This window comes from Blautia intestinihominis, from assembly GCF_040096655.1.
In the GTDB taxonomy this organism is placed as follows: Bacteria; Bacillota; Clostridia; order Lachnospirales; family Lachnospiraceae; genus Blautia_A; species Blautia_A intestinihominis.
In genome coordinates this window covers 44580-64218 of the sequence record NZ_JBBMEI010000012.1, presented here as the reverse complement: position 1 = coordinate 64218, position 19639 = coordinate 44580, and the positions used below count along the sequence as shown (strand labels likewise).

Annotated in this window: 18 protein-coding genes; 5 read left to right on the top strand and 13 right to left on the bottom strand. The window is 43.3% G+C overall.

Going from position 1 to position 19639, the window contains the following annotated elements:
* Window positions 1–69: 69 nt before the first annotated feature.
* The 4 genes from WMO75_RS05770 to WMO75_RS05755 are packed head-to-tail and all read left to right on the top strand — an operon-like array spanning window position 70 to window position 5279.
* Window positions 70–1656: a class I adenylate-forming enzyme family protein gene (locus WMO75_RS05770; RefSeq protein WP_022214338.1), complete on the top strand. Its 1587-nt coding sequence runs from the start codon at window positions 70–72 to the stop codon at window positions 1654–1656.
* Window positions 1657–1681: 25 nt separating this feature from the next.
* Window positions 1682–3265: an acyl CoA:acetate/3-ketoacid CoA transferase gene (locus WMO75_RS05765; protein WP_291581934.1), complete on the top strand. Its 1584-nt coding sequence runs from the start codon at window positions 1682–1684 to the stop codon at window positions 3263–3265.
* 38 nt (window positions 3266–3303) lie between these two features.
* Entirely contained in the window at window positions 3304–4047 is a 744-nt protein-coding gene (fabG, locus tag WMO75_RS05760; protein ID WP_349077740.1) for a 3-oxoacyl-ACP reductase FabG, read from the top strand.
* 53 nt (window positions 4048–4100) lie between these two features.
* Entirely contained in the window at window positions 4101–5279 is a 1179-nt protein-coding gene (locus WMO75_RS05755) for a thiolase family protein (protein WP_349077739.1), read from the top strand.
* Window positions 5280–5468: 189 nt separating this feature from the next.
* On the opposite strand, the gene WMO75_RS05750 is transcribed toward WMO75_RS05755, so the two are convergent.
* Window positions 5469–6398: an AraC family transcriptional regulator gene (locus WMO75_RS05750; protein ID WP_118698672.1), complete on the bottom strand. Its 930-nt coding sequence runs from the start codon at window positions 6396–6398 to the stop codon at window positions 5469–5471.
* A 158-nt stretch (window positions 6399–6556) separates the two neighbouring features.
* Between WMO75_RS05750 and WMO75_RS05745 the strand changes: the two genes are divergently transcribed.
* Entirely contained in the window at window positions 6557–6733 is a 177-nt protein-coding gene (locus tag WMO75_RS05745; protein ID WP_158583625.1) for a hypothetical protein, read from the top strand.
* 129 nt (window positions 6734–6862) lie between these two features.
* On the opposite strand, the gene WMO75_RS05740 is transcribed toward WMO75_RS05745, so the two are convergent.
* From WMO75_RS05740 to WMO75_RS05685, 12 genes are all read right to left on the bottom strand, one after another.
* Window positions 6863–7792 carry an AEC family transporter gene (locus WMO75_RS05740; protein WP_349077738.1) on the bottom strand — a complete coding sequence of 310 codons (930 nt, stop codon included), beginning with the start codon at window positions 7790–7792 and terminating at the stop codon, window positions 6863–6865.
* A gap of 326 nt (window positions 7793–8118) precedes the next feature.
* Window positions 8119–8898 carry an RpnC/YadD family protein gene (locus WMO75_RS05735; RefSeq protein ID WP_349077737.1) on the bottom strand — a complete coding sequence of 260 codons (780 nt, stop codon included), beginning with the start codon at window positions 8896–8898 and terminating at the stop codon, window positions 8119–8121.
* Window positions 8899–9562: 664 nt separating this feature from the next.
* Window positions 9563–10501, bottom strand: coding sequence for a translation elongation factor Ts (gene tsf / locus WMO75_RS05730; protein ID WP_227222289.1), 939 nt, complete (start codon window positions 10499–10501; stop codon window positions 9563–9565).
* Between the two features lie 30 nt (window positions 10502–10531).
* Window positions 10532–11260 (bottom strand): 30S ribosomal protein S2, encoded by a 729-nt coding sequence (gene rpsB, locus WMO75_RS05725; protein WP_118252664.1) that lies wholly within the window; start codon window positions 11258–11260, stop codon window positions 10532–10534.
* A gap of 212 nt (window positions 11261–11472) precedes the next feature.
* Window positions 11473–12264, bottom strand: a complete 792-nt coding sequence (locus tag WMO75_RS05720) for a pseudouridine synthase (protein ID WP_227222288.1) — start codon at window positions 12262–12264, stop codon at window positions 11473–11475.
* 19 nt (window positions 12265–12283) lie between these two features.
* On the bottom strand, window positions 12284–14485 hold the full coding sequence (locus tag WMO75_RS05715; RefSeq protein WP_349077736.1) for a DUF6449 domain-containing protein: 2202 nt from the start codon (window positions 14483–14485) through the stop codon (window positions 12284–12286).
* Window positions 14460–15362, bottom strand: a complete 903-nt coding sequence (locus WMO75_RS05710) for an ABC transporter ATP-binding protein (RefSeq protein ID WP_349077735.1) — start codon at window positions 15360–15362, stop codon at window positions 14460–14462. Before WMO75_RS05710 ends, WMO75_RS05715 begins: the two co-directional genes overlap by 26 nt.
* On the bottom strand, window positions 15359–15730 hold the full coding sequence (locus WMO75_RS05705; protein ID WP_227222286.1) for a GntR family transcriptional regulator: 372 nt from the start codon (window positions 15728–15730) through the stop codon (window positions 15359–15361). Before WMO75_RS05705 ends, WMO75_RS05710 begins: the two co-directional genes overlap by 4 nt.
* A 185-nt stretch (window positions 15731–15915) precedes the next feature.
* Window positions 15916–16638: a CPBP family intramembrane glutamic endopeptidase gene (locus WMO75_RS05700; RefSeq protein ID WP_243875189.1), complete on the bottom strand. Its 723-nt coding sequence runs from the start codon at window positions 16636–16638 to the stop codon at window positions 15916–15918.
* Between the two features lie 110 nt (window positions 16639–16748).
* Complete coding sequence (locus WMO75_RS05695) at window positions 16749–17396, bottom strand: HAD-IA family hydrolase (protein WP_022214353.1); 648 nt, start codon at window positions 17394–17396, stop codon at window positions 16749–16751.
* A gap of 15 nt (window positions 17397–17411) precedes the next feature.
* Window positions 17412–18257: a hypothetical protein gene (locus tag WMO75_RS05690; RefSeq protein ID WP_349077733.1), complete on the bottom strand. Its 846-nt coding sequence runs from the start codon at window positions 18255–18257 to the stop codon at window positions 17412–17414.
* A gap of 29 nt (window positions 18258–18286) precedes the next feature.
* Window positions 18287–19570, bottom strand: coding sequence for a serine/threonine protein kinase (locus tag WMO75_RS05685; protein ID WP_349077731.1), 1284 nt, complete (start codon window positions 19568–19570; stop codon window positions 18287–18289).
* Window positions 19571–19639 lie beyond the last annotated feature (69 nt).

Here is a 19639-nt window from a genome sequence, read left to right as displayed (position 1 = left end):
ACTTTCCATTATTTTTACATTATCATGTTCGCATAAGCGAAACCGTTTTCTTAAAAGGAGGTTAATCAAATGCTTTCTGGAACAGACAAATGGAAAGGGTTGGTCGATTTTCAATTAGAACCATTAAATCCTGGTTCAGATATTCTATGTTATACCAGCCTTCCCACAACACTGTATGATGCTTTATGTAAGACAGCGCAGTCGTTTCCAGACAAAACAGCGATTGTAGACAATTATGACCGTTCCTGTACCTATACAGATCTGCTGGCAAAGACAGACGCTTTTGCTTCTTATCTGTACCAAAAGCAGAATATTCACAGGAATAGCCACGTTGCTCTGATGATGTATAACTGTCTGGAATTCTGTGTATCGTTTCTTGCTTTGTTAAAACTTGGCGCTGTCACTATTCCACTCCCAAGTAAATACAAAAAGCAAGAAGTATCCTCGTTAGTAGAAAAAGCTGATGTGAGCTGTATCATCTGCGATCAGGATTTCTATAAATGGTTTGAAGATTTTGAAACTCAGGGAATTCGACGCATCGCCTGTTCTGATATTGAAAAAGGCTATGGACTGGCTACTTATCATTCTCCTGAAACTGAAAGTCCGGTCTGCCATGATTCCTTTGATGACGCAATCATCATGTTCACATCGGGAACAACTTCTCAAAGCAAGGGCGTTGTGATCAAAAACTACAATATTATGAATGCAGTAGCTACTTATCAGAAAATCCTAAACATCACAGCTGACGACATTTCAGTGATTCCCATACCTATTTATCACGTTACAGGAATGGTTGCACTACTCGGTCTGTTCATACATTGCGGAGGAACCTTATATTTACACAAAATATTTAATGCCAGGCGGGTGCTTCAGTGTGTAAAAGAGCATAATATTACTTTTCTTCACGCATCACCTACAGTCTTTTCCATGCTTCTGGAAGAAAAAGATTTATTTCCATCTCTTCCGACGCTGAAACAGTTTGCATGCGGAAGCAGTAACATGCCGAAAGAAAAACTCACCGCCATACACAACTGGCTTCCTCATTCTGTTTTTCATACAGTATATGGACTGACAGAAACAACCTCTCCAGCCACTATTTTTCCTGGTGATGCGAGTACCAGTCCTTATATCGGTTCTTCCGGTTTTCCGGTTCCCGGAACTGTTTTTGAAATACGCGATGACAATGGCGCCCCACTGAAAGACGGTCAGATTGGAGAAATATGGATTCATGGCAATGTGGTACTTACTTCCTACTATAAAACAGATACTCCTTCCCTGAAGGATGGATGGCTTGGAACCGGAGATCTAGGATATTTTAATGAAAAAGGTTATCTGTTCGTAGTGGATCGCAAAAAAGATATGATCAACCGAGGAGGTGAAAAAATCTGCAGCTTTGATGTAGAAAATGAAATTTATAAGTTAAAAGGAGTAAATGAGGCAGCTGTTGTAGGTATTCCGGACGATGTTTACGGCGAAGTCGCAGCGGCTCTTGTAAAACTTGGTCCCGGAAGTGATCTGGACGAACCTAAAATCCAGGCACTTCTGCACAAAAAAATTGCAAAATACAAAATTCCAAAGCGAATTCTCATTACTGATGAAATTCCCCTTACTCCTAACGGTAAGATAGACAAACGTGCTATTCGGAAAATGTTCTGAAGCACTAATATGACAGGAGGACATTATGAAAAAGCCAAAATTTGTAACCGGCGAAGAAGCCGCAGCTATGATAAAAGATGACAGTACCATTGCAACAATAGGCATGACCCTGGTTTCTGCATCTGAAACTATTCTGAAAGCTATCGAAAAGCGTTTCCTTGAAACGGGAAGTCCCAACCATCTGACACTGGTTCACTCCTGTGGACAGAGCGACCGTGACAGAGGTATACAGCATTTCTCACATGAAGAAATGCTGTACCGTATCATCGGAGGACACTGGGGTCTGCAGCCACGTATGATGAAACTTATCTCAGAAAATAAAATCCTTGCCTACTGTATCCCTCAGGGACAGTTCGCTCAGCTGTACCGCAGTATGGCAGGAGGTGAACCTGGAAAAATCACCAAAGTAGGTCTTGGAACTTTTATTGATCCGCGTATTGATGGTGGAAAAATGAATGCCATTACAAAAGACGCACCCGATATTGTAGATGTTGTCACAATTGATGGTGAAGAATACATGCGCTATAAGCCAATTCCACTTGATTACTGTATTATCCGGGGAACTTATGTAGATGAAATGGGAAACCTCACCACAGATGAAGAAGCAATGCAGCTGGAAGTATTTTCCGCTGTTATGGCCTGCAAGAAATTCGGCGGCAAAGTTATCGCCCAGGCAAAATATAAAGTAAAATCCGGTACTCTTCACTGCAAGCGAGTTACTGTTCCGGGAATCTTTATTGACGCAGTTGTTATGTGTCCGAATCCAGAAGAGGATCATCGTCAGACACACAGTTTTGCATTTGATCCTGCCTACTGTGGAGACATCAAAGTTCCTGTTTCCGATTCTGATGCACTTCCTATGAACCTCCGCAAAGTCATTGGACGACGTGCTCTCATGGAACTTCAGGTTGACGATGTACTGAATGTAGGAACTGGTATTCCCAATGATGTTGTCGGCCCGATCATCTCCGAAGAAGGTGTTGGCGACGATGTAACTGTCACTGTAGAATCAGGTATTTACGGTGGTATTCCTATGGGTGGTATTGATTTTGGTATCGCCAAAAACAATTTTGCACTCTTAAGACACGATGACCAGTTTGACTACTATAATGGTGCCGGCGTAGATGTCACCTACATGGGTGCCGGTGAAATTGACCCGGACGGAAATGTCAATGCAACCAGACTCGGTCCAAATCCTACCGGAGCCGGTGGTTTTATCGATATAACAACCAATGCCAAACATGTTGTCTTCTGCTCTTCTTTTACAGGGAAGGGTCTCGACTGCTCGTTTGAGAATGGTCATCTTCATATCAATAAAGAAGGCAGTCTTATCAAATTCGTAAATAAAGTACAACAGATTTCCTATAATGGAAAAATAGCCAGAGAAAAACATCAGAAAATGCATTTTATCACAGAACGTGCTGTATTTGAACTCAGACCAGAAGGACTTGTGCTTACAGAAATTGCCCCTGGCATTGACCTTCAGACCCAGATTCTTGATCTGATGGAGTTCAAACCAATCATCAGTGAAAATCTGAAAGAAATGAATCCGGCAATTTTCTCTGAAGCAATCCCCTACGGACTGAAAGATATCATTCGTAACCATTAAAATTTTTAACATAAAAAATCATTTAGGAGGATTATATCATGAGATTAAAAGACAAAGTAGCAATTGTAACAGGTTCCGGACGTGGTCTGGGAAAAGGAATTGCCATGAAACTCGCAGAAGAAGGTGCAAAAGTGGTTGTCGCTGATATGGCACCTGCTGATGATACAGTTGCGGAAATCGTTGCAAAAGGGGGGACAGCTTCGGCTTTTGCTGTAAACGTTTCCAAACAGGAAGAAGTACATGCACTGGTAAAATACGCCATTGACACTTATGGAACGCTGGATATTATGGTAAACAACGCAGGTATCAACCGTGATAGCATGCTTCACAAAATGCCTGTAGAAAACTGGCAGATGGTAATTGATGTCGATCTTACAGGCGTATTCTTTGGTACCCAGGAAGCTCTGAAACACATGCGTGCTCAGGGAAGCGGACGTATTATCAATATTTCTTCCGGAAGCTGGCTTGGAAATATCGGACAGGCTAATTACGCCGCTGCCAAAGCAGGCGTTGTAGGTCTCACTAAAACCGCCGCACGAGAAAGTGCCCGCAAAGGCATCACATGCAATGCCATCTGCCCTGGATTCATTGAAACCGATATGACTCTTAAACTGAAAGAAGTAAATGATGGAGCCGCATGGGACAGCATGATGCAGAGAATCCCTATGGGATATGCAGGTAAACCTTCTGACGTAGGAAATATGGTTGCCTTTCTTGCATCTGATGAGGCTGCCTATATCACCTCAGAAGTTATCAATGTCGGTGGTGGAATGATCGTTTGAGCAAGTCAAAATTTCAGCTGATTTATGTCATAAAAAATATGGAGGAACTCAAAATGAAAGATGTAGTAATTGTAAGTGGTGTACGTCTCCCTGTAGGAAGTTACGGTGGCAACCTGAAAAGTATTTCTGCTATTGACATGGGAGCTATGGTTGTAAAAGAAGCAGTTAACCGCGCAGGAATCCAGCCGTCAGATGTTGATGAGGTTATCATCGGACAGGTAGGACAGATTGCAGAAAATGGATTTGTAGCAAGAGCGATCAGTCTGAAAGCCGGCATGCCAAAAGAAACAACTGCTTATTCTGTAAACAGACAGTGTGGTTCTTCCCTTCAGTCCATTGCAGATGCTGTTATGGAAATCCAGACTGGACAGGCTGATGTTGTAGTTGCCGGAGGTGCAGAGAATATTTCTCAGCTTCCGTATTATGTAAAAGATGCCCGCTGGGGCGCACGTATGGGTCACAAAACATTCGAGGATGGAGTCATTGATATTCTGACCTGGCCATTGGATGGAAAACATAATGGTGTGACCGCAGAAAACGTGGCATCAAAATATAATGTAACCAGAGAAGAACAGGACGAATTCGCTCTTGAAAGTCATCAGCGTGCTGTGGCAGCTATCAAAGCGGGAAAATTCAAAGATGAAATTCTCCCGGTTGAATTAAAAGACCGAAAAGGTAATGTGACTGTTTTTGATACAGATGAAGGTCCAAGAGAAGGTCAGACTCTTGAAAAGCTGTCAAAACTCCGTCCTTGTTTCGTAAAAGGTGGCACTGTTACCGCCGGCAACTCTTCAAGTCTTAACGATGGTGCAGCTGCAGTTGTAATTATGTCTGCTGACAAGGCAAAAGAACTTGGTGTTACTCCTAAACTGAAAATTGTTGATTTTGCAGTAGCAGGTTTCGATGCTGAACTGATGGGTTACTCCCCAAAATTCTCCAGTGAAAAGCTGGCATCAAAACTCGACATCAATCTGAAAGATATTGATATGTTTGAAATCAACGAAGCATTTGCAAGCCAGGCTTATGCCGTAAGAAGAGACCTTGGTCTTGACAAAGACAAAGTAAACATCTATGGTGGTGGTATTTCCATTGGACATCCAATCGGTGCGACCGGATGTGTGCTTACCGTAAAAGTTCTCTATGAATTAATGAGAACAGATAAGAAGGATGCCATGATCAGTATGTGCATTGGCGGCGGACAGGGTATCTCCATGTACTTCACCAAATGTTAAACTTCTTAATCGTCCCCTTTTTACACAGATAAATTCCTACGAAGAAAAGAGGCTGTTGCACTGGACATTTCCAGGCGGCAGCCTCTTTTTTGTTGCCCCTGACAGTACAGTTCTCTACATAAATGTGGTAGTTTCTGATAACAGAACTGACACAAATTTCATATTACGTTCTACAATATCTTCCGGAAACTAATTTTTTTCAGAAATTCCCTCTCTGTTTCCGGTTCCGGTCTTATTCTTAAATTCATACGGTGTACATCCCATCTGGCTGCGGAAAACTTTGCCGAAATAGCTGGCAGAATGAAAGCCGCAGTTCTGGGAAACTGTCGTGATCGTCTCAGAGGTATTTCTCAGCATGGTACACGCCATCTGCAGGCGGTAATCTTTGAGATAAGCACCCGGTGAAATATGGATTTCTTCCTGAAAACATCGAAGAGCTTCTCTTTTGCTTACTTTTGCAGCATCTGCAATATCACTCAGGGAAATTTCATTTCTGTATTCTTTATGAATAAAGGCCAGCATTTCTTTGAGACGTTCTTCTTTTTCTGAAGTACGAAGTTTGGCAGTTTCCGGTTCCACGCCTAACATGTGGATAAAATCTATCCACATCTCTGCTATCTTATTGCGAAATGCCATCTCATATCCGAATGCCTTTTTGTCCTGGATTCGATCCATTTCCAGCATATCTTCCAGCACTTTTCTCTGCATTTCACTTTCTCGACGCAGCACCGCCGCCTGAAATTTGTGATCATACAAAACAGGGCAGATATATTTTTTATGTAAAAGGCTGCCTTCTTCTGCCAGAAATTCCGGTCGGAACATAAAGACCTGGCTTCTGGCATCCTCCATTTCCTGCGGAAAAATCACCTGATGCATCACGTTTGTGTTAATAAAAATACCATCCGATTTCCTGAGACGGATGCAGTTTCCTGCTGTCCAGTAATCTATTTCTCCTTCTCGGACATAAAGAATCTCCAGTTCCTCATGCCAGTGCCAGGGAACAACCCGGCTGTTCCCCGCTGTTATGACCATATCTCTGCTGCAGCATGGATAATTTTCCTGTAATTCAAACACATTTTCTTTGCTTGTGTCTGTGATAATCAGATCTTCCAGTAACATTTTCTCACTCCAGTTTAATTTATTCTGGCGTTATTTTACCATATATATGGCGTTATTTCTATTTTTTTCTTATGTTATAAGCGTTATTATTATAAAAACGTTAGATTTCACTTTATACACGATTGCTTATTCACCATCATTCAAAAAGGAGGATCTCTATGACATTTGATTTATTTCATCAGTTACTCTATCTCAGCTCCAGTCAAAAGGATTCCTCTGCCTTTCTTCAAAAACTGGAACACATGACTGCCACAGATGTCGCACAGGCTTATGCCTCACTTCAGATTTCTTCCAAGAATCCTCTTCCTGCTTCCGGCATGCCCCATTCTGCCTGAGTTCGGTATTGCGATTCCTTCCATTTGCCGGTAATATTCAGCTTATTTTTTCACTATATACAATATATATAACAAGTGCCATACGGTTTTCTTGCTCCGTATGGCACTTGTTTATAAGTATTCTCTATTTTAATATGTAAAAAACGCAAGGATCATATACACCACGATCGACACAATGCAATACAGTGAATTTGTCGTGGATACATACGCACTTCCATCTTCTCTCTTGAGGAAAGTCTGCATACTGAACGTAGCCGGTGCAGACATATAGGTGATCACCGCAAGATCCAGCAGTGTATTACTTCCGATAAAACTATGTACCGCCAGGAGAACACCCACGATCATAACTGCCTGCAAAGCAATACGCATCACGATCGTCCGGATACACGATCCAAAAAGTTCCGGTGTCAGTTCCATGCTGAAACCTACCACGATCAGGATGACCGCTGTCAGAGCTGTGGTCAGAATACTTTCCACGCTTGTATAAATCCCGCCTGCCGGGCTTGCAAGCAGAAGTTTGATCACGCCTGTCAATCCCGCAATGATTCCCAGAACACTCGCGATAAATGCCGGTGTTTTTACTGCGCTTACTGCAAGATTTTTTACATTGATCTTCTCACCGTTCTCGGTCTGTCCAAGCATTCCCATATAAATACTGAATCCAAAAAGCAATCCCGCAATATCAAGAACTGCGATCTGTGACAGGTTTTCCTGTCCGCAGAGACTTGTGTACAGAGGATATGCCATCGAACCGCCCTCATACACACTGACCATAAATGGCAGATACTTGCGGTAATTTTCGGTCATAAGCGGTTTCATAAGAAATCCGATACTGAAAGATACCACAAGCATGATAAACATGATCCCGACCAGTTTCGCCGTTTCTGCTCCATAATCTGATGTCGCCAGTGCATGAAAAATTGCTACCGGAAGCATGATGTTTGTGACCAATGCTTTCATGTTGTCGATGCCGTTCTTGTTCAGCAGTTTCCATTTCCGGCATAAAATACCAAGAATGATCATCACCAGTACCGGTGATATGATTTCCAGAACTTTCATTTGTTTTTCTTCCTTTTTTACTAAAATAAAAAATACCCTGACCTCATAAAGTCCCAGGTACTTTCCATTATGTTAGCACTCTGAATCTCAGGTTTCAAGGTATTTTTCTTATACTTTTTATATTACTTTGAATGTCTTCCATTTTCCCTGTTTGAATCTCCACTCCGTTTGGAACTGCGCTCCAGAGGATCTTTTTCTGCAGGCTGACATCCAGTTTCATGATTCAGGTGCCAATGTAGCTGACCGGATTTTTTGAAGAAAATTCGATACAGTGCCGCACCTGCGTTATAGACTGCAAGTGTAGGATAGAAACATCCGCAATCAAATTATTTTGCGCATTCCTCAAGCCATTGAAAAATAACTGTTTCCTCTGTTTTAAGTACATCTGCAATCTGCGTGCTTGCCATTCCCAGCTTTGCAAGCTCTGCCGCAGTTTCCTTCGCCTTTCGCAGTTCTCCCTCTGTTAACCCGTTCTGCCTTCCACTGTCATATCCAGCCTCATATTCTGCTTCTCGAAGTTTCTTTTCTTCCTCTTCTTCTCTCAATATTTTGCACTGTTCCATTAACTCTCGGTTATGATCTTCATTGATATTCAGCGTAACTACTCTCAGCTCCAGATTTGGTTTTCCCTCCAAATGTTCAAATGCTTCAGACAGCAGATTTTCCCACCGATCTTCCTTCTTTCTTGTTCCATTATAAAACACAATAAAATTTGGTGCCGGTATCTTCTGTAAAATCGAAGGATACAACGATCTGTGATCCACCAATTTCTGATACTCACTGGATATGTACAATAAATCTCTCAACGGCATATTCGGATTATAGGTTGACTGATGTTCATATAAAAACAAATTCGTGTCTACAATAAATGCCAGATCATTTTTCATCCCCATATAAATAGCATTCTCAAGCGTTACAATTTCCAGTGCCTCTGGATTTTCATATGTAGTTCCATTAATCGCATTGTAAAGTGACAGTAGATTTTCACGATCAGAAAACAGCATCCGAAAAACTGTATCTTTATACTTCTTGTTTGCCCGCAACATCTTCCCGCTCATTTGTTTTTTCTTCGTTGTAACAGTTTCATGGTTCTTTCTTTTTGCCATAGGCATTACCTCCTGTTTTTTGCAGGAGCATCAAGAACGTGTCGTACTATTATTTAGTGCACTCCAAACCCCTGCTTTTCTTTTTAATTGGATTTAAAAGCATGGATTTCTGAAGTGAATATAGAAAATCAGACGGCAAAAAGCCTTGAATTTGTAGAGAAATATGCTTTGACTTTATAGTAGCATTGTTTTTCCTAAAATTCAATATATCTATATTAAATTTTTACTTTGCACATCCGCAGTATTCATCGACTTATTTTCCAACAACTGGGCATTCAAGTCATCTGATTTTACTCCTATTATTGACTCAAATTGTGCTTACTCATGTTTTGAGCATCCAATTTTAAAGCTTTCAATGATCCAGCTTATACTTATTATAATATGAGTCATACAATTTAAGAAGTTTTCGTAGGCTTGATTTATACTTATTGTTATTTAAGTCATACAGCTCCTGTAATTTCGTGGACTTTGTATGTAATTACTATAGTTTAGGTCATTTTCCATCGACATTTGCGTGGACTCTATTGACAGTTATTACAATCCGGGATACTCTCCTCAGACAAAAAGAAGCCCCGAAAACCTTATAACCACTCCCAAATGAGTGCTATAAGGCTTTCAGGGCCTCTTAGTAGTTGAATTATGATAGATATCTAATCTTTACAGATTACATACCAGCCTGTGCTGCAACCTCAGCTGCGAAGTCGTCCTGGCGTTTTTCGATACCTTCTCCAGTCTCGAAACGAACGAAACCTTTGATTGTGATCTTAGCGCCGTTTGCTTTAGCAACTTCTTCTACGTATTTAGCAACGGTCTGTTTTCCGTCTTCTGCTTTAACGTATACCTGATCAAGAAGGCAGATCTCTTTGAGTTCTTTCTTGATACGTCCAGTGATCATACCCTGGATAACCTTCTCCGGTTTCTGGGATTCCTTAGGATCGTTCTGGATCTGAGCAAGAAGGATTTCTTTCTCATGCTCGATGTATTCAGCACTTACTTCGCTGTCGCTTGTGTACTGCGGTTTCAGAGCTGCAATCTGCATTGCTACGTTTCTTGCCATTTCTTTGACTGCATCGTTAACAACATCTGTCTCAACGTCTACAAGAACGCCGATCTTTCCACCCATATGTGTGTAAGAAGCAACGAAACCGTTCTCTTCTTTCACCTGAGCGAATCTTCTGATGTGCATGTTCTCACCGATAACTGCGATCTGAGCTGCAAGAGCCTCGTTTACAGTCTTGGTTGTGTCAAGTGCCCATGGCTCTGCAAGGAAAGCATCAATATCTGCTGCGGAAGTTGTAAGTGCCTGTGCTGCAACTTCTGCAACATAGTTCTGGAATTTTTCGTTCTTAGCAACGAAGTCTGTCTCAGAGTTAACTTCTACAACAACTGCGTTCTTTTCGTCATCAGCAACGAGAGTCTTGCAAAGACCTTCTGCTGCAACACGGCTTGCTTTCTTCTGAGCTGTAGCAAGACCTTTTTCACGCAGGAATTCTACTGCTTTGTCCATATCGCCTTCTGTAGCTGTAAGAGCTTTCTTACAATCCATCATTCCGGCACCGGTCATTTCTCTTAATTCTTTTACCTGAGCTGCTGTAATAGCCATTGTATTTTCCTCCTGGAATTATTAAATTAATTATTCCTCTGTAGCTTCCTCAACTTCTGCTTCTTCAGCTTCTGTTGTTCCCTGATTTGCTTCGATAACAGCGTCTGCCATTTTGGAAACGATCAGTTTTACGGCACGGATAGCATCATCGTTACCCGGGATTACATAGTCAAGTTCTTCCGGATCACAGTTAGTATCGCAGATACCGATAAGCGGAATACCTAATGTATGAGCTTCCTGAACGCAGATTCTCTCTTTCTTAGGGTCAACGATGAAGATTGCATCTGGGAGACGTTTCATCTCTTTGATACCGCCAAGGTTCTTCTGCAGTTTAGCAAGTTCTTTTCTTAATTCAATAACTTCTTTCTTTGGAAGTACTTCGAAAGTTCCGTCAGCTTCCATAGCTTCGATCTGTTTCAGTCTTGCGATACGGCTCTGGATTGTCTTGAAGTTTGTAAGCATACCACCAAGCCATCTCTCGTTTACATAGTACTGTCCGCAACGCTCTGCTTCAACTTTGATAGCGTCCTGAGCCTGTTTCTTAGTACCAACGAAAAGGATGTTTCCGCCGTTAGCTACGATATCAGCTACTGCATTGTAAGCATCGTCAACCATACCTACAGACTGCTGAAGGTCGATGATATAGATACCATTTCTTTCTGTGTAGATGTACGGAGCCATTTTAGGGTTCCATCTTCTTGTCTGATGTCCGAAATGAACACCTGCTTCCAAAAGCTGTTTCATTGAAATAACGCTCATGATTTTTCTCCTTTTTGGTTAAATTCTTCCGCACAGATCACTTTCTATCCGGACCCAACCTCACACCGTAAGGGCACCATCCATCGGAATCTCTGTACGTGACTTTTTATTTGTGCGTCTTTACGCACATTGCAACTTCTAGAGTATAGCATAAGAAAACCCTCCGTGTAAAGAGGGTTTTCGCACTTTTTCTTATGAATTTTACTGATTCTTTAACGTTTTACGCATTCTTTCAGTTCTGTTACTTCTTTCTCTGTCAACGGACGGCATTCGCCTTTTTTGAGATCATCCGGGAGGGTGAGAGTTCCCATGGAGATCCTTTTGAGGTAGATGACCGGTGTTCCGACTGCTTCCATCATCCGTTTGACCTGGTGGAATTTGCCCTCGTGGATCGTCAGATGGAGTTCTGTGTAGACTTCCGGGAGATTTTCTCTGCGGACACGTGCTGTCTGTCCGAAAGATCCGTCTGTCTCTTCAAAGCTTCCGCCTACGATTTCTGCTTTTGCCGGCATGGTCAGTTTCGCTTCTCCGATATCCACGCCTTCTTCAAGTTTCGCGACTGCTTCCGGTGTCACATTCCCCTCTACTCTGACAAAATAGGTCTTGTCCACATGTTTTCCCGGGGCAAGCAGTTCGTGCGCCAGCATTCCGTCGTCGGTGATCAGGAGAAGTCCTTCTGTATCCTTGTCAAGACGGCCTACCGGAAAAAGTCCCTTCCTGTCAGATGGTACATATTCCATGACAGTTCTGTCGTTTCTGTCTTCTGTTGCACTGACGCAGCCCGCCGGCTTATTCAGAAGATAATAGACAAACTCCGGTGCCGCACCAACCGTCTCACCTGCAAGCACGACTACGTCTTTGTCCTGATCGACTTTAAGCTCCGGTTTCTTCGCCGGTGTTCCGTTGACCTGAACCTGACCTTTCTGTATAAATTTCTTTACTTCACTTCTGGTTCCCTTCCCTGCATCCGCAAGAAATTTATCCAGTCTTACTGCTTTTGCCATAATCACTCCTCATTCTGTCTCACTTTCCAAACCAGGCGAGCCACCTGCCCGAACTGTTTATGGTCTTCTGGTAGGTTGTCATTGTATCTCCGTCATCGTCACTGTTATCAGAAAACTCCGGGCTGATTCCAAGTTCCTGCATTTTGTCCAGTACGAAATCTGGTACATCTGCTCTCTTTAGAAACAGGGAATTCATCATCTCCCCCTGTTCCATGTAAACGGCAACAGCTACATTGGAAACTGTCTCCGTATCACCGCCCGCATATGCATTCCGTTCCAGGACCAGTGCATTCTGGATTGCTTTTATTTCCTCTGGTTTCGTATAAAAAAACTCTTCCTGTTCGGAAATGTTTTCCTCTTCATAATAAGTCAGTGAGATCTTGTTGATATCCAGTTCTTCTATTGTCAGAGGATATCCTGTTTTCTTAAGAATTGCAAGTGTATTTTTGAAAGAAGGTGGAACTCCAAGGTTCCAGTCCACATACGTAACTTCTTCATTGTTCTTGCCCGGCACAAGACTGTTGATATTACTTCTGACCGGAAGTGCATAATTAAAGTCAAGCTGAATTATTATTTCTTCCATCATATCTTCTGCTGATGCGGACTCGATGTCTTTTTTCAGTGCATCGAGAAGTTCCTGTTTCTGTCTGTCATCATTCTGGAAGATACTGTACCCCATTCCACATGCATCTGTCATTCCTATGGTCGTCAGATATTTTTCATCCAGATCCAGAAATTCGTATTTTTTCTCTTTGAGATTTTCTTCTGCGTACAATCCTTTCATGAGAGTTCTCAGATTCTTCACATCAGCCCAGTAACCTCTGCATACAACACGCCCGGATTTCAATGTATATTTCACAGAGATAAAATAAGATCTCTTTTTTGCTTTATCAACATTCAGGCTGTCTTTCACGATATTTTCAAGAGCCTCGTATGTCTCGTCTCCGATCCCGTCTGCCCCTGTCAGAGCATTTGCCGGATCGTACCAGTTATAATTATCTGTCAGATCATAAAATTCTCCATCTGCTGCTTTCTCTATATGAGCATAATAATCCTGATCATATCCGTTACTGATATTCACAGATGCAAGCTCCTCCTGTTTCGGAAGATAGCTGTCAAAATGAAGAAGGTCTTTCTGATAGATCATCGCACATCCGAACACAAGCACTCCTGCCAGTACAAGCTGCATTTTTTTTGCAAAAAATTTCTGGAAGCTCATATGGTAGATAATTTCTATCATACCATGTGAAAGTACCGTTCCCAGGATCAGGCCGAACACCCACCAGATCAGTTTTGTCCCTCCATCTGCCTGCGGATAAAAGATCCAGCCCACTGCCAGTCCTGTCGGGATCACGACCATGAATTTCACCAGTACTGCTACCCATCTGTATACCATGGATCTTCCTGCTGCCTCAGAAGGTCTTTTTTCATAGGCGATCCAGGAAAGAACCGCCAGTACAACGATAAGGATCACAAGTGCCACAAGATATTTCGCCGCGTGTCCGGCTGAGTAGGCATCTGCCAGACTGAACGCAAATGCCGCAGGCGAAGCATCCTTCAAAAGAAATGCCATGATCCCATATCTCTTATCTATAAAAGTATCCAGAAAAGTAAGTCCGCATGCCACCAGGACAAGTTCCAGTGCGATCCCGTACAGATACATTCCACCCAAAGTCAGGATTCCCATCAGCATATTTCCCGTTATACATAAGACCAGTACAACGCTGAAGTAGATCATCAGATAAACGAGCAGGTGAAGGCACAGCATTTTTACTGCCATTCCCATAAATTCCAGGCTGAAAAGCCCCCTCGCTGCCCCAACACAGACTGTCAGAAATTCTATAACGATATATGGCACCAGATAGTAGATCAGTCCCATTACTGCCTTTTCTGCAAAAAGTTCTGACCGTTTCATTGGAAGACTGTGATAAAAATCCGTTTTCTTTCTGGAATACAGATACAGGAATCCATTTACTGCATTCATAAATCCTGCCGCCATCGCAACAGCCATTCCTGTCAGGACAAATCCATCCTTCCACAAACGATAATACAAAAGTGTGATCTGATCCTGCGTATATCCCAGATTTCTCCAGGATCCCAGTTTCTCCAGTCCTATCACCGGAAATGCCAGGATAAATCCAAGTGTCAGAAACGCCGGTATCCATGCCTGTCCTTTGGATACCGTTTTGATATATTTAGAAGAAAAGATTCTGGATCTCATAACCAGCCACCTCCGTTTCACTGATAAAAATTTCTTCCAGACTCAGTGGAAGTACCTCGCAGAACAGTGGATTTTTTTCCTGGATCCTGTGCATGATCTCTGTCCTTGTCCCCCTTGCAGTGATAAGCGTGAGGGATCCCTGATGATCGATTTTGAGGACATCCAGTTCTTTCCTGAGTGCGTCTTCCAGTTTCTTATCCTGTAATACACACTGGATCTTGTGGATATGGAATTTCATGTCTTCCAGATCTTTACTGAGGATCATGCCGCCCTTATGCAAAAGACCCACATGGTCACAGATATCCTCGAGTTCCCTCAAGTTATGTGATGCGAGGACCGGTGTGAATTCCCGGCTCAGGATCTCTGCTGCAAAAAGGCTCTTGACCCCCTGCCGCACCACCGGATCCAGTCCGTCAAAAGTTTCATCGCAGAGAAGATATTTCGTTCCTGCACTGATTCCCAGAAGTACCATGAGCAGCTTCTTCATTCCTTTCGAAAAACTGCTGATCCGCTGTTTCTCATCAAGCCGGAACTGCCGCATCAGTTTGGAAAAACGCTGGATCTCAAACTTCGGATAATGAAGCCTGTAAAAAGCCGCCATATCTGCCGGTGTAAAATTTGTCGGAAAATAGCAGTCATCAGATATGTAAAAAAACAGCTCTTTCGCAGTTTCATTGTCATAGACTTCCATATCGTCAACGGTGATGCTGCCTTTATCTGGCTTCAGGATTCCTGCTACCATTCGAAGCAGGGTACTTTTTCCTGCGCCATTGCTTCCAACCAGTCCGAACACTTCCCTCTCTCCAATATCCATGGAAATGTTATTGACCGCCTGAAGTGCTCCAAATGCCTTGCTGCACTCTCTGATCTCTATCATTTCTGTTCCTCCTTGTACCCTCTCTGTACTAATGTGAGCAGTTCCTTTTCTTCAAATCCACTTCGACAGCCTCGCTTTACCAGTTCGAGAAATTCGCTGCGAAAATCTTCTTTGTATTTTTCCTGTATCTTCTGTGTGTCTGCCACGAAATTCCCCTTGCCTTTCATCGGATAGATCAGTCCTTCCTGCTCCAGCGTCATATACGCTCTCTGGATCGTGTTTGGGTTGATCGACAGTTCTATTGCCAGCTGCCGTACAGATGGAAGTCTGGAATCAGCCGGCAGTGCGCCCTGATAGATCAGCGTCCGGAATTTCTCTGTTACCTGTTCGTACAACGGCCGCCTGTCCTGATAGTCTAAAACGATCATAGGTCCTCCTTTCCTGCATTTTCTATGTGTATATAGTGTACTAATTGTTTTAATACACTCATTCTAGCATATCCATGCCTTTCAGACAATACTTTCAAATCTAAAATTTCCATAAAGCCGGTTTGAGCCGTTCGGGCAATAAAAAAACTCCCGGAATAAAATCTCATTCCAGAAGTTTCTTTTTCTTATATGATCCTTCGCTGTTCTGTATCCGTACGGTTTCGGAAATAGCTGATCCCGGCGCACATTCCAGTCAGAAGCAGAACCAGCATCACGGCAATTCCCATCGGATATCTATCAAGCAGCCATGCCGCCAGCTCAGGAAGGACCAGCGACCATATATTGGCACCCATATGGAGCAGGACACTTGTCCACAGGCTGCCTGTCTGTTCAAGAAAATACGCGAAAAGACATCCGAGTATACTTGCATAGACACCCTGCACCAGATTTCCATGATAAATGCCAAAGAACAGACCGGAGATCACGATCGCCTCACCGGAGCGCATATAATCCCGGAGTCTCAGATAGATCAGCCAGCGGAACACGATCTCCTCCGCAAGTGGTGCTATGATTCCCATGCACACGATCAGGAAAAACATGCTCTTGCCATCCGTCAGCTGGCTCATCGTCTCCTGATATTCCTCTGCATTGAGAAAGGAACCTATCATATTGACGAACATATTTGCAAACTGCGCAAAACCAGCTCCCATGACCAGGATCAGTCCGCATTCGCCAATGCTTAACCGATTCGGTTTCTGTCCTGTTACCAGCCCGCCGGCTATTCTCGCCCGACGGTCCTTCTTGTAAAAGTACAGACAGGGAATCATAGTGATAAGTCCGGTAAGCCCTGTGAGCAGGATCGCATTATTATAATAAGCCTCCGTTCCCCCTTCGCCCAAAAGCTGCATCGCAAGCCAGATTCCTGCATACCCTATGATCTGTGAGATCAGGAAATGGATTCCGCATGGATAAAGAACTCTCCATATCCGGCGGATGCGGCTTTGTTTACGCAGAGGGCTCAGTCGAAAAAATGAAGCAGTTCATCGACAGAATCAACGATCTTGAGAGGATTCGCCTCTGTCAGTTCTTCCTGTGTTCCATAACCATATGCAACTGCCACACAGTCAAGTCCTGCCGCACGCGCGCCAAGAACATCGTGCTCTTTGTCACCTACCATGAGAACTTCGTTTCGTTTATCGCTCATGTTGATGCGTTTCAATGCTTCCTCGATCACCTCTGATTTGCTTGTTCTGGCACCGTTCATTTCACTTCCTACAACCACATCAAAATAAGAACTCAGCTTGAAATAATCAAGGATCTGCGTTACATAGTACTCTGGTTTTGAGGAAGCGACTGCCAGAATGTAACCTTTGCGTTTCAGTTCCTGAAGCATCTCCTCCACACCCTCATATGGATGATTCTCGTAAATTCCCTTTACTTCATATCGTTCTCTGTAAAATTCTACTGCCTTGCGTCCAGTAGCCTCGTCCACACCGGCGTATTTCATGAACTGTTCCATGAGCGGCGGTCCGACAAAGACTTTCAGTTTCTCCAGGTCTTCTTCTGGTTTTCCGATCTTTTCCAGTGCATACTGAACGGATTTGGTGATTCCCTCGCCAGACTCTGTCAGTGTTCCATCCAGATCAAAAAAAATTGCTTTATACATAAATTTCCTCCATTGTCAAAAAATATTATACGTTAGTATAGCATTCTTTTTTGCTTCCGTCCACGACAATTCTTTCCTGCACACTATGGCTGTCTCGATTTCTGTCTGCATTTCCTGTGGGTTCAGTTTCAGCAGGATCCTGCTGCTCCTCCAGTGCCAGTCTGCTTCTTTTCCATTTATCCGGATCGAGACAACTGCGATCACACGTGATCGATCCGGGATGATTTCTGCCTCTGCTGCATTCCGGATCTCTTTTCTGCAGTAAATGAGCTGCATTTTCTGGCGGCATTCTTCTTCGGTAAGCTCTTCTTCTTTTTGTGGAACTGTCAGGATATTTTTCTGGATTTCTGAGACCGGGGTTGGAGTGGGACTGATGGATGGGATTGGTGTCATTGTTGGTGTGGGGGAAGGAATTGGTGTTGGAGATATGTCTGCGATCTGTTGTTCTGTATTTTCAATATTGTAAAGGGTATCATTACTGTTCTGATGGTCTGCGGCCCTGGCGGTTTCTGAGCTGTTATTTTGAGACACGGTGTTGTTGTTTGAAGTTCCATCTTCATACGAGTCTGCTGAGAAAAAATCGTTCCAGTCTATTTCTGGCTGTGCGGTATTGGTGTTTTCTGTCGTGTAACTTCCTGCACCTGCGCCAGAGGAATCGTCTCCTGTATTCCAGGAATCTTCTGTGTTGCTCCAATTGTTGTTACTGTCATAATTATCATTGTCGGACGATGTCGTCCCACCTGTGGTTTCTTCCTGATCCCAGCTGGAATCATCCTCGAAACTTCCTGTTCCCATATCAACATCAAAGCCGCCCAGTTCGATCGCCTGGACAACCTTTACTGCGAGCAGTAAAAATATCAACAGCGTAACTCCTGCCAGAAAGTTCTTTTTTATTTTGAGGATGCTTCTTTTTTCCATGCTTCTATCTGATTCTGCGTTATCCGACTGTTGTCTGTTTTCTTTTCTGATGTCTGTTTTTCCCATTCTCTGTATACCTCCATACTCTGTTCATATCGCCCCTGTCTGTTGAGAAAGTTTCCAAACTCCAGATAGCCTGCTCCGTATTCCGGTTCGTATGTGATCAGCTGTCTGTAATAAAACTCTGCTTTGTTTGCTTTGCCAAACAGTTCTCCGTTCCACGCCAGTAATTCCAGGAGGCGGATCTGCTCTTCACTTTTTCTGTAGAGTTTGAGCATCTGCTGTAATCTGTGTTCCGTATCCAGGCAGAAAAGTTCTCTGGATTTTTTATCGCTGCTTTGATATTCCATGCTATAAAATCTGGCTGTCACGGCTGCCAGTGCGTTCTGGAATTCTGGAAGTACCGGCTGCTGTTCTGCGCCGTGGATAACTGCCAGGAGGGTGAGGAGTGCAGCACAGACCGGAACCAGGACGGATTTCAGGGAGAATGGTTTCCAATTGATCTTTGCAAGATATTTTTCTGCTTCTTCTGCATTCTGCCAGCGTTTGTCCGGGTCCTGGCGGCAGCATTTGTGAATGAATTTTGCGAATTGCGGGGAGCGGATATAATAGTGGTATTTCTTTTTTCCGCAAAGTTTTTGCAGTGTTTTGCCGAGGGCGTAGAAATCGCTGGGTGCGGTCAGGATGCCTTCGTATTGTTCCGGAGCGGCGTAGCCTTTTGTTCCCTTTATCGTTTTTCTTGCAGTTTTGTAACTGCACAGGGCGCTTCCAAAATCTATGAGGTAGATTTTTCCATTTTCATCTAAGATTAAGTTGTCTGGTTTTAAGTCGCCATAATAAATGGAGGGTTTTTGTGAATGCAGGTATTGAAAAATTTGAAGAATTGTATGGGTGATCGTTAAGATTTGGTCGAAAGAAAATTGATAAGATTCTTTTAGATGGGATTCAAGGGATTTGCCTTTGATGTATTCCATAACGAGGTAGCAGGAATCGTCTTGTTCGGTGTAGTCTGTCATTCTTGGGAGGGATGGGTGGTTGAGATGTTTTAGAAGTTTTGCTTCGGTTTTCTTTGAGATGGGGAGTTGTTTGATGGTCCAGAAGGTGCCCAGGTCCATATCGCGGGAGAGGTAAGTGGTTCCCTCCCCGCCCTCTCCTATCTTGGATATGATGCAGTAGCGGTTTTTTAGGATTTTGCCTGTTAAATCTATAACTATTCTCCTTTCTAATTTTCCAAAACCGTCCGAGGGGGAACGCACTCGAAGTTGCGAAGGCCGTTTTTCCCCCTCGGGCACCCCCTTTTTCGGCCACGCTTTGTGGACAGGGGG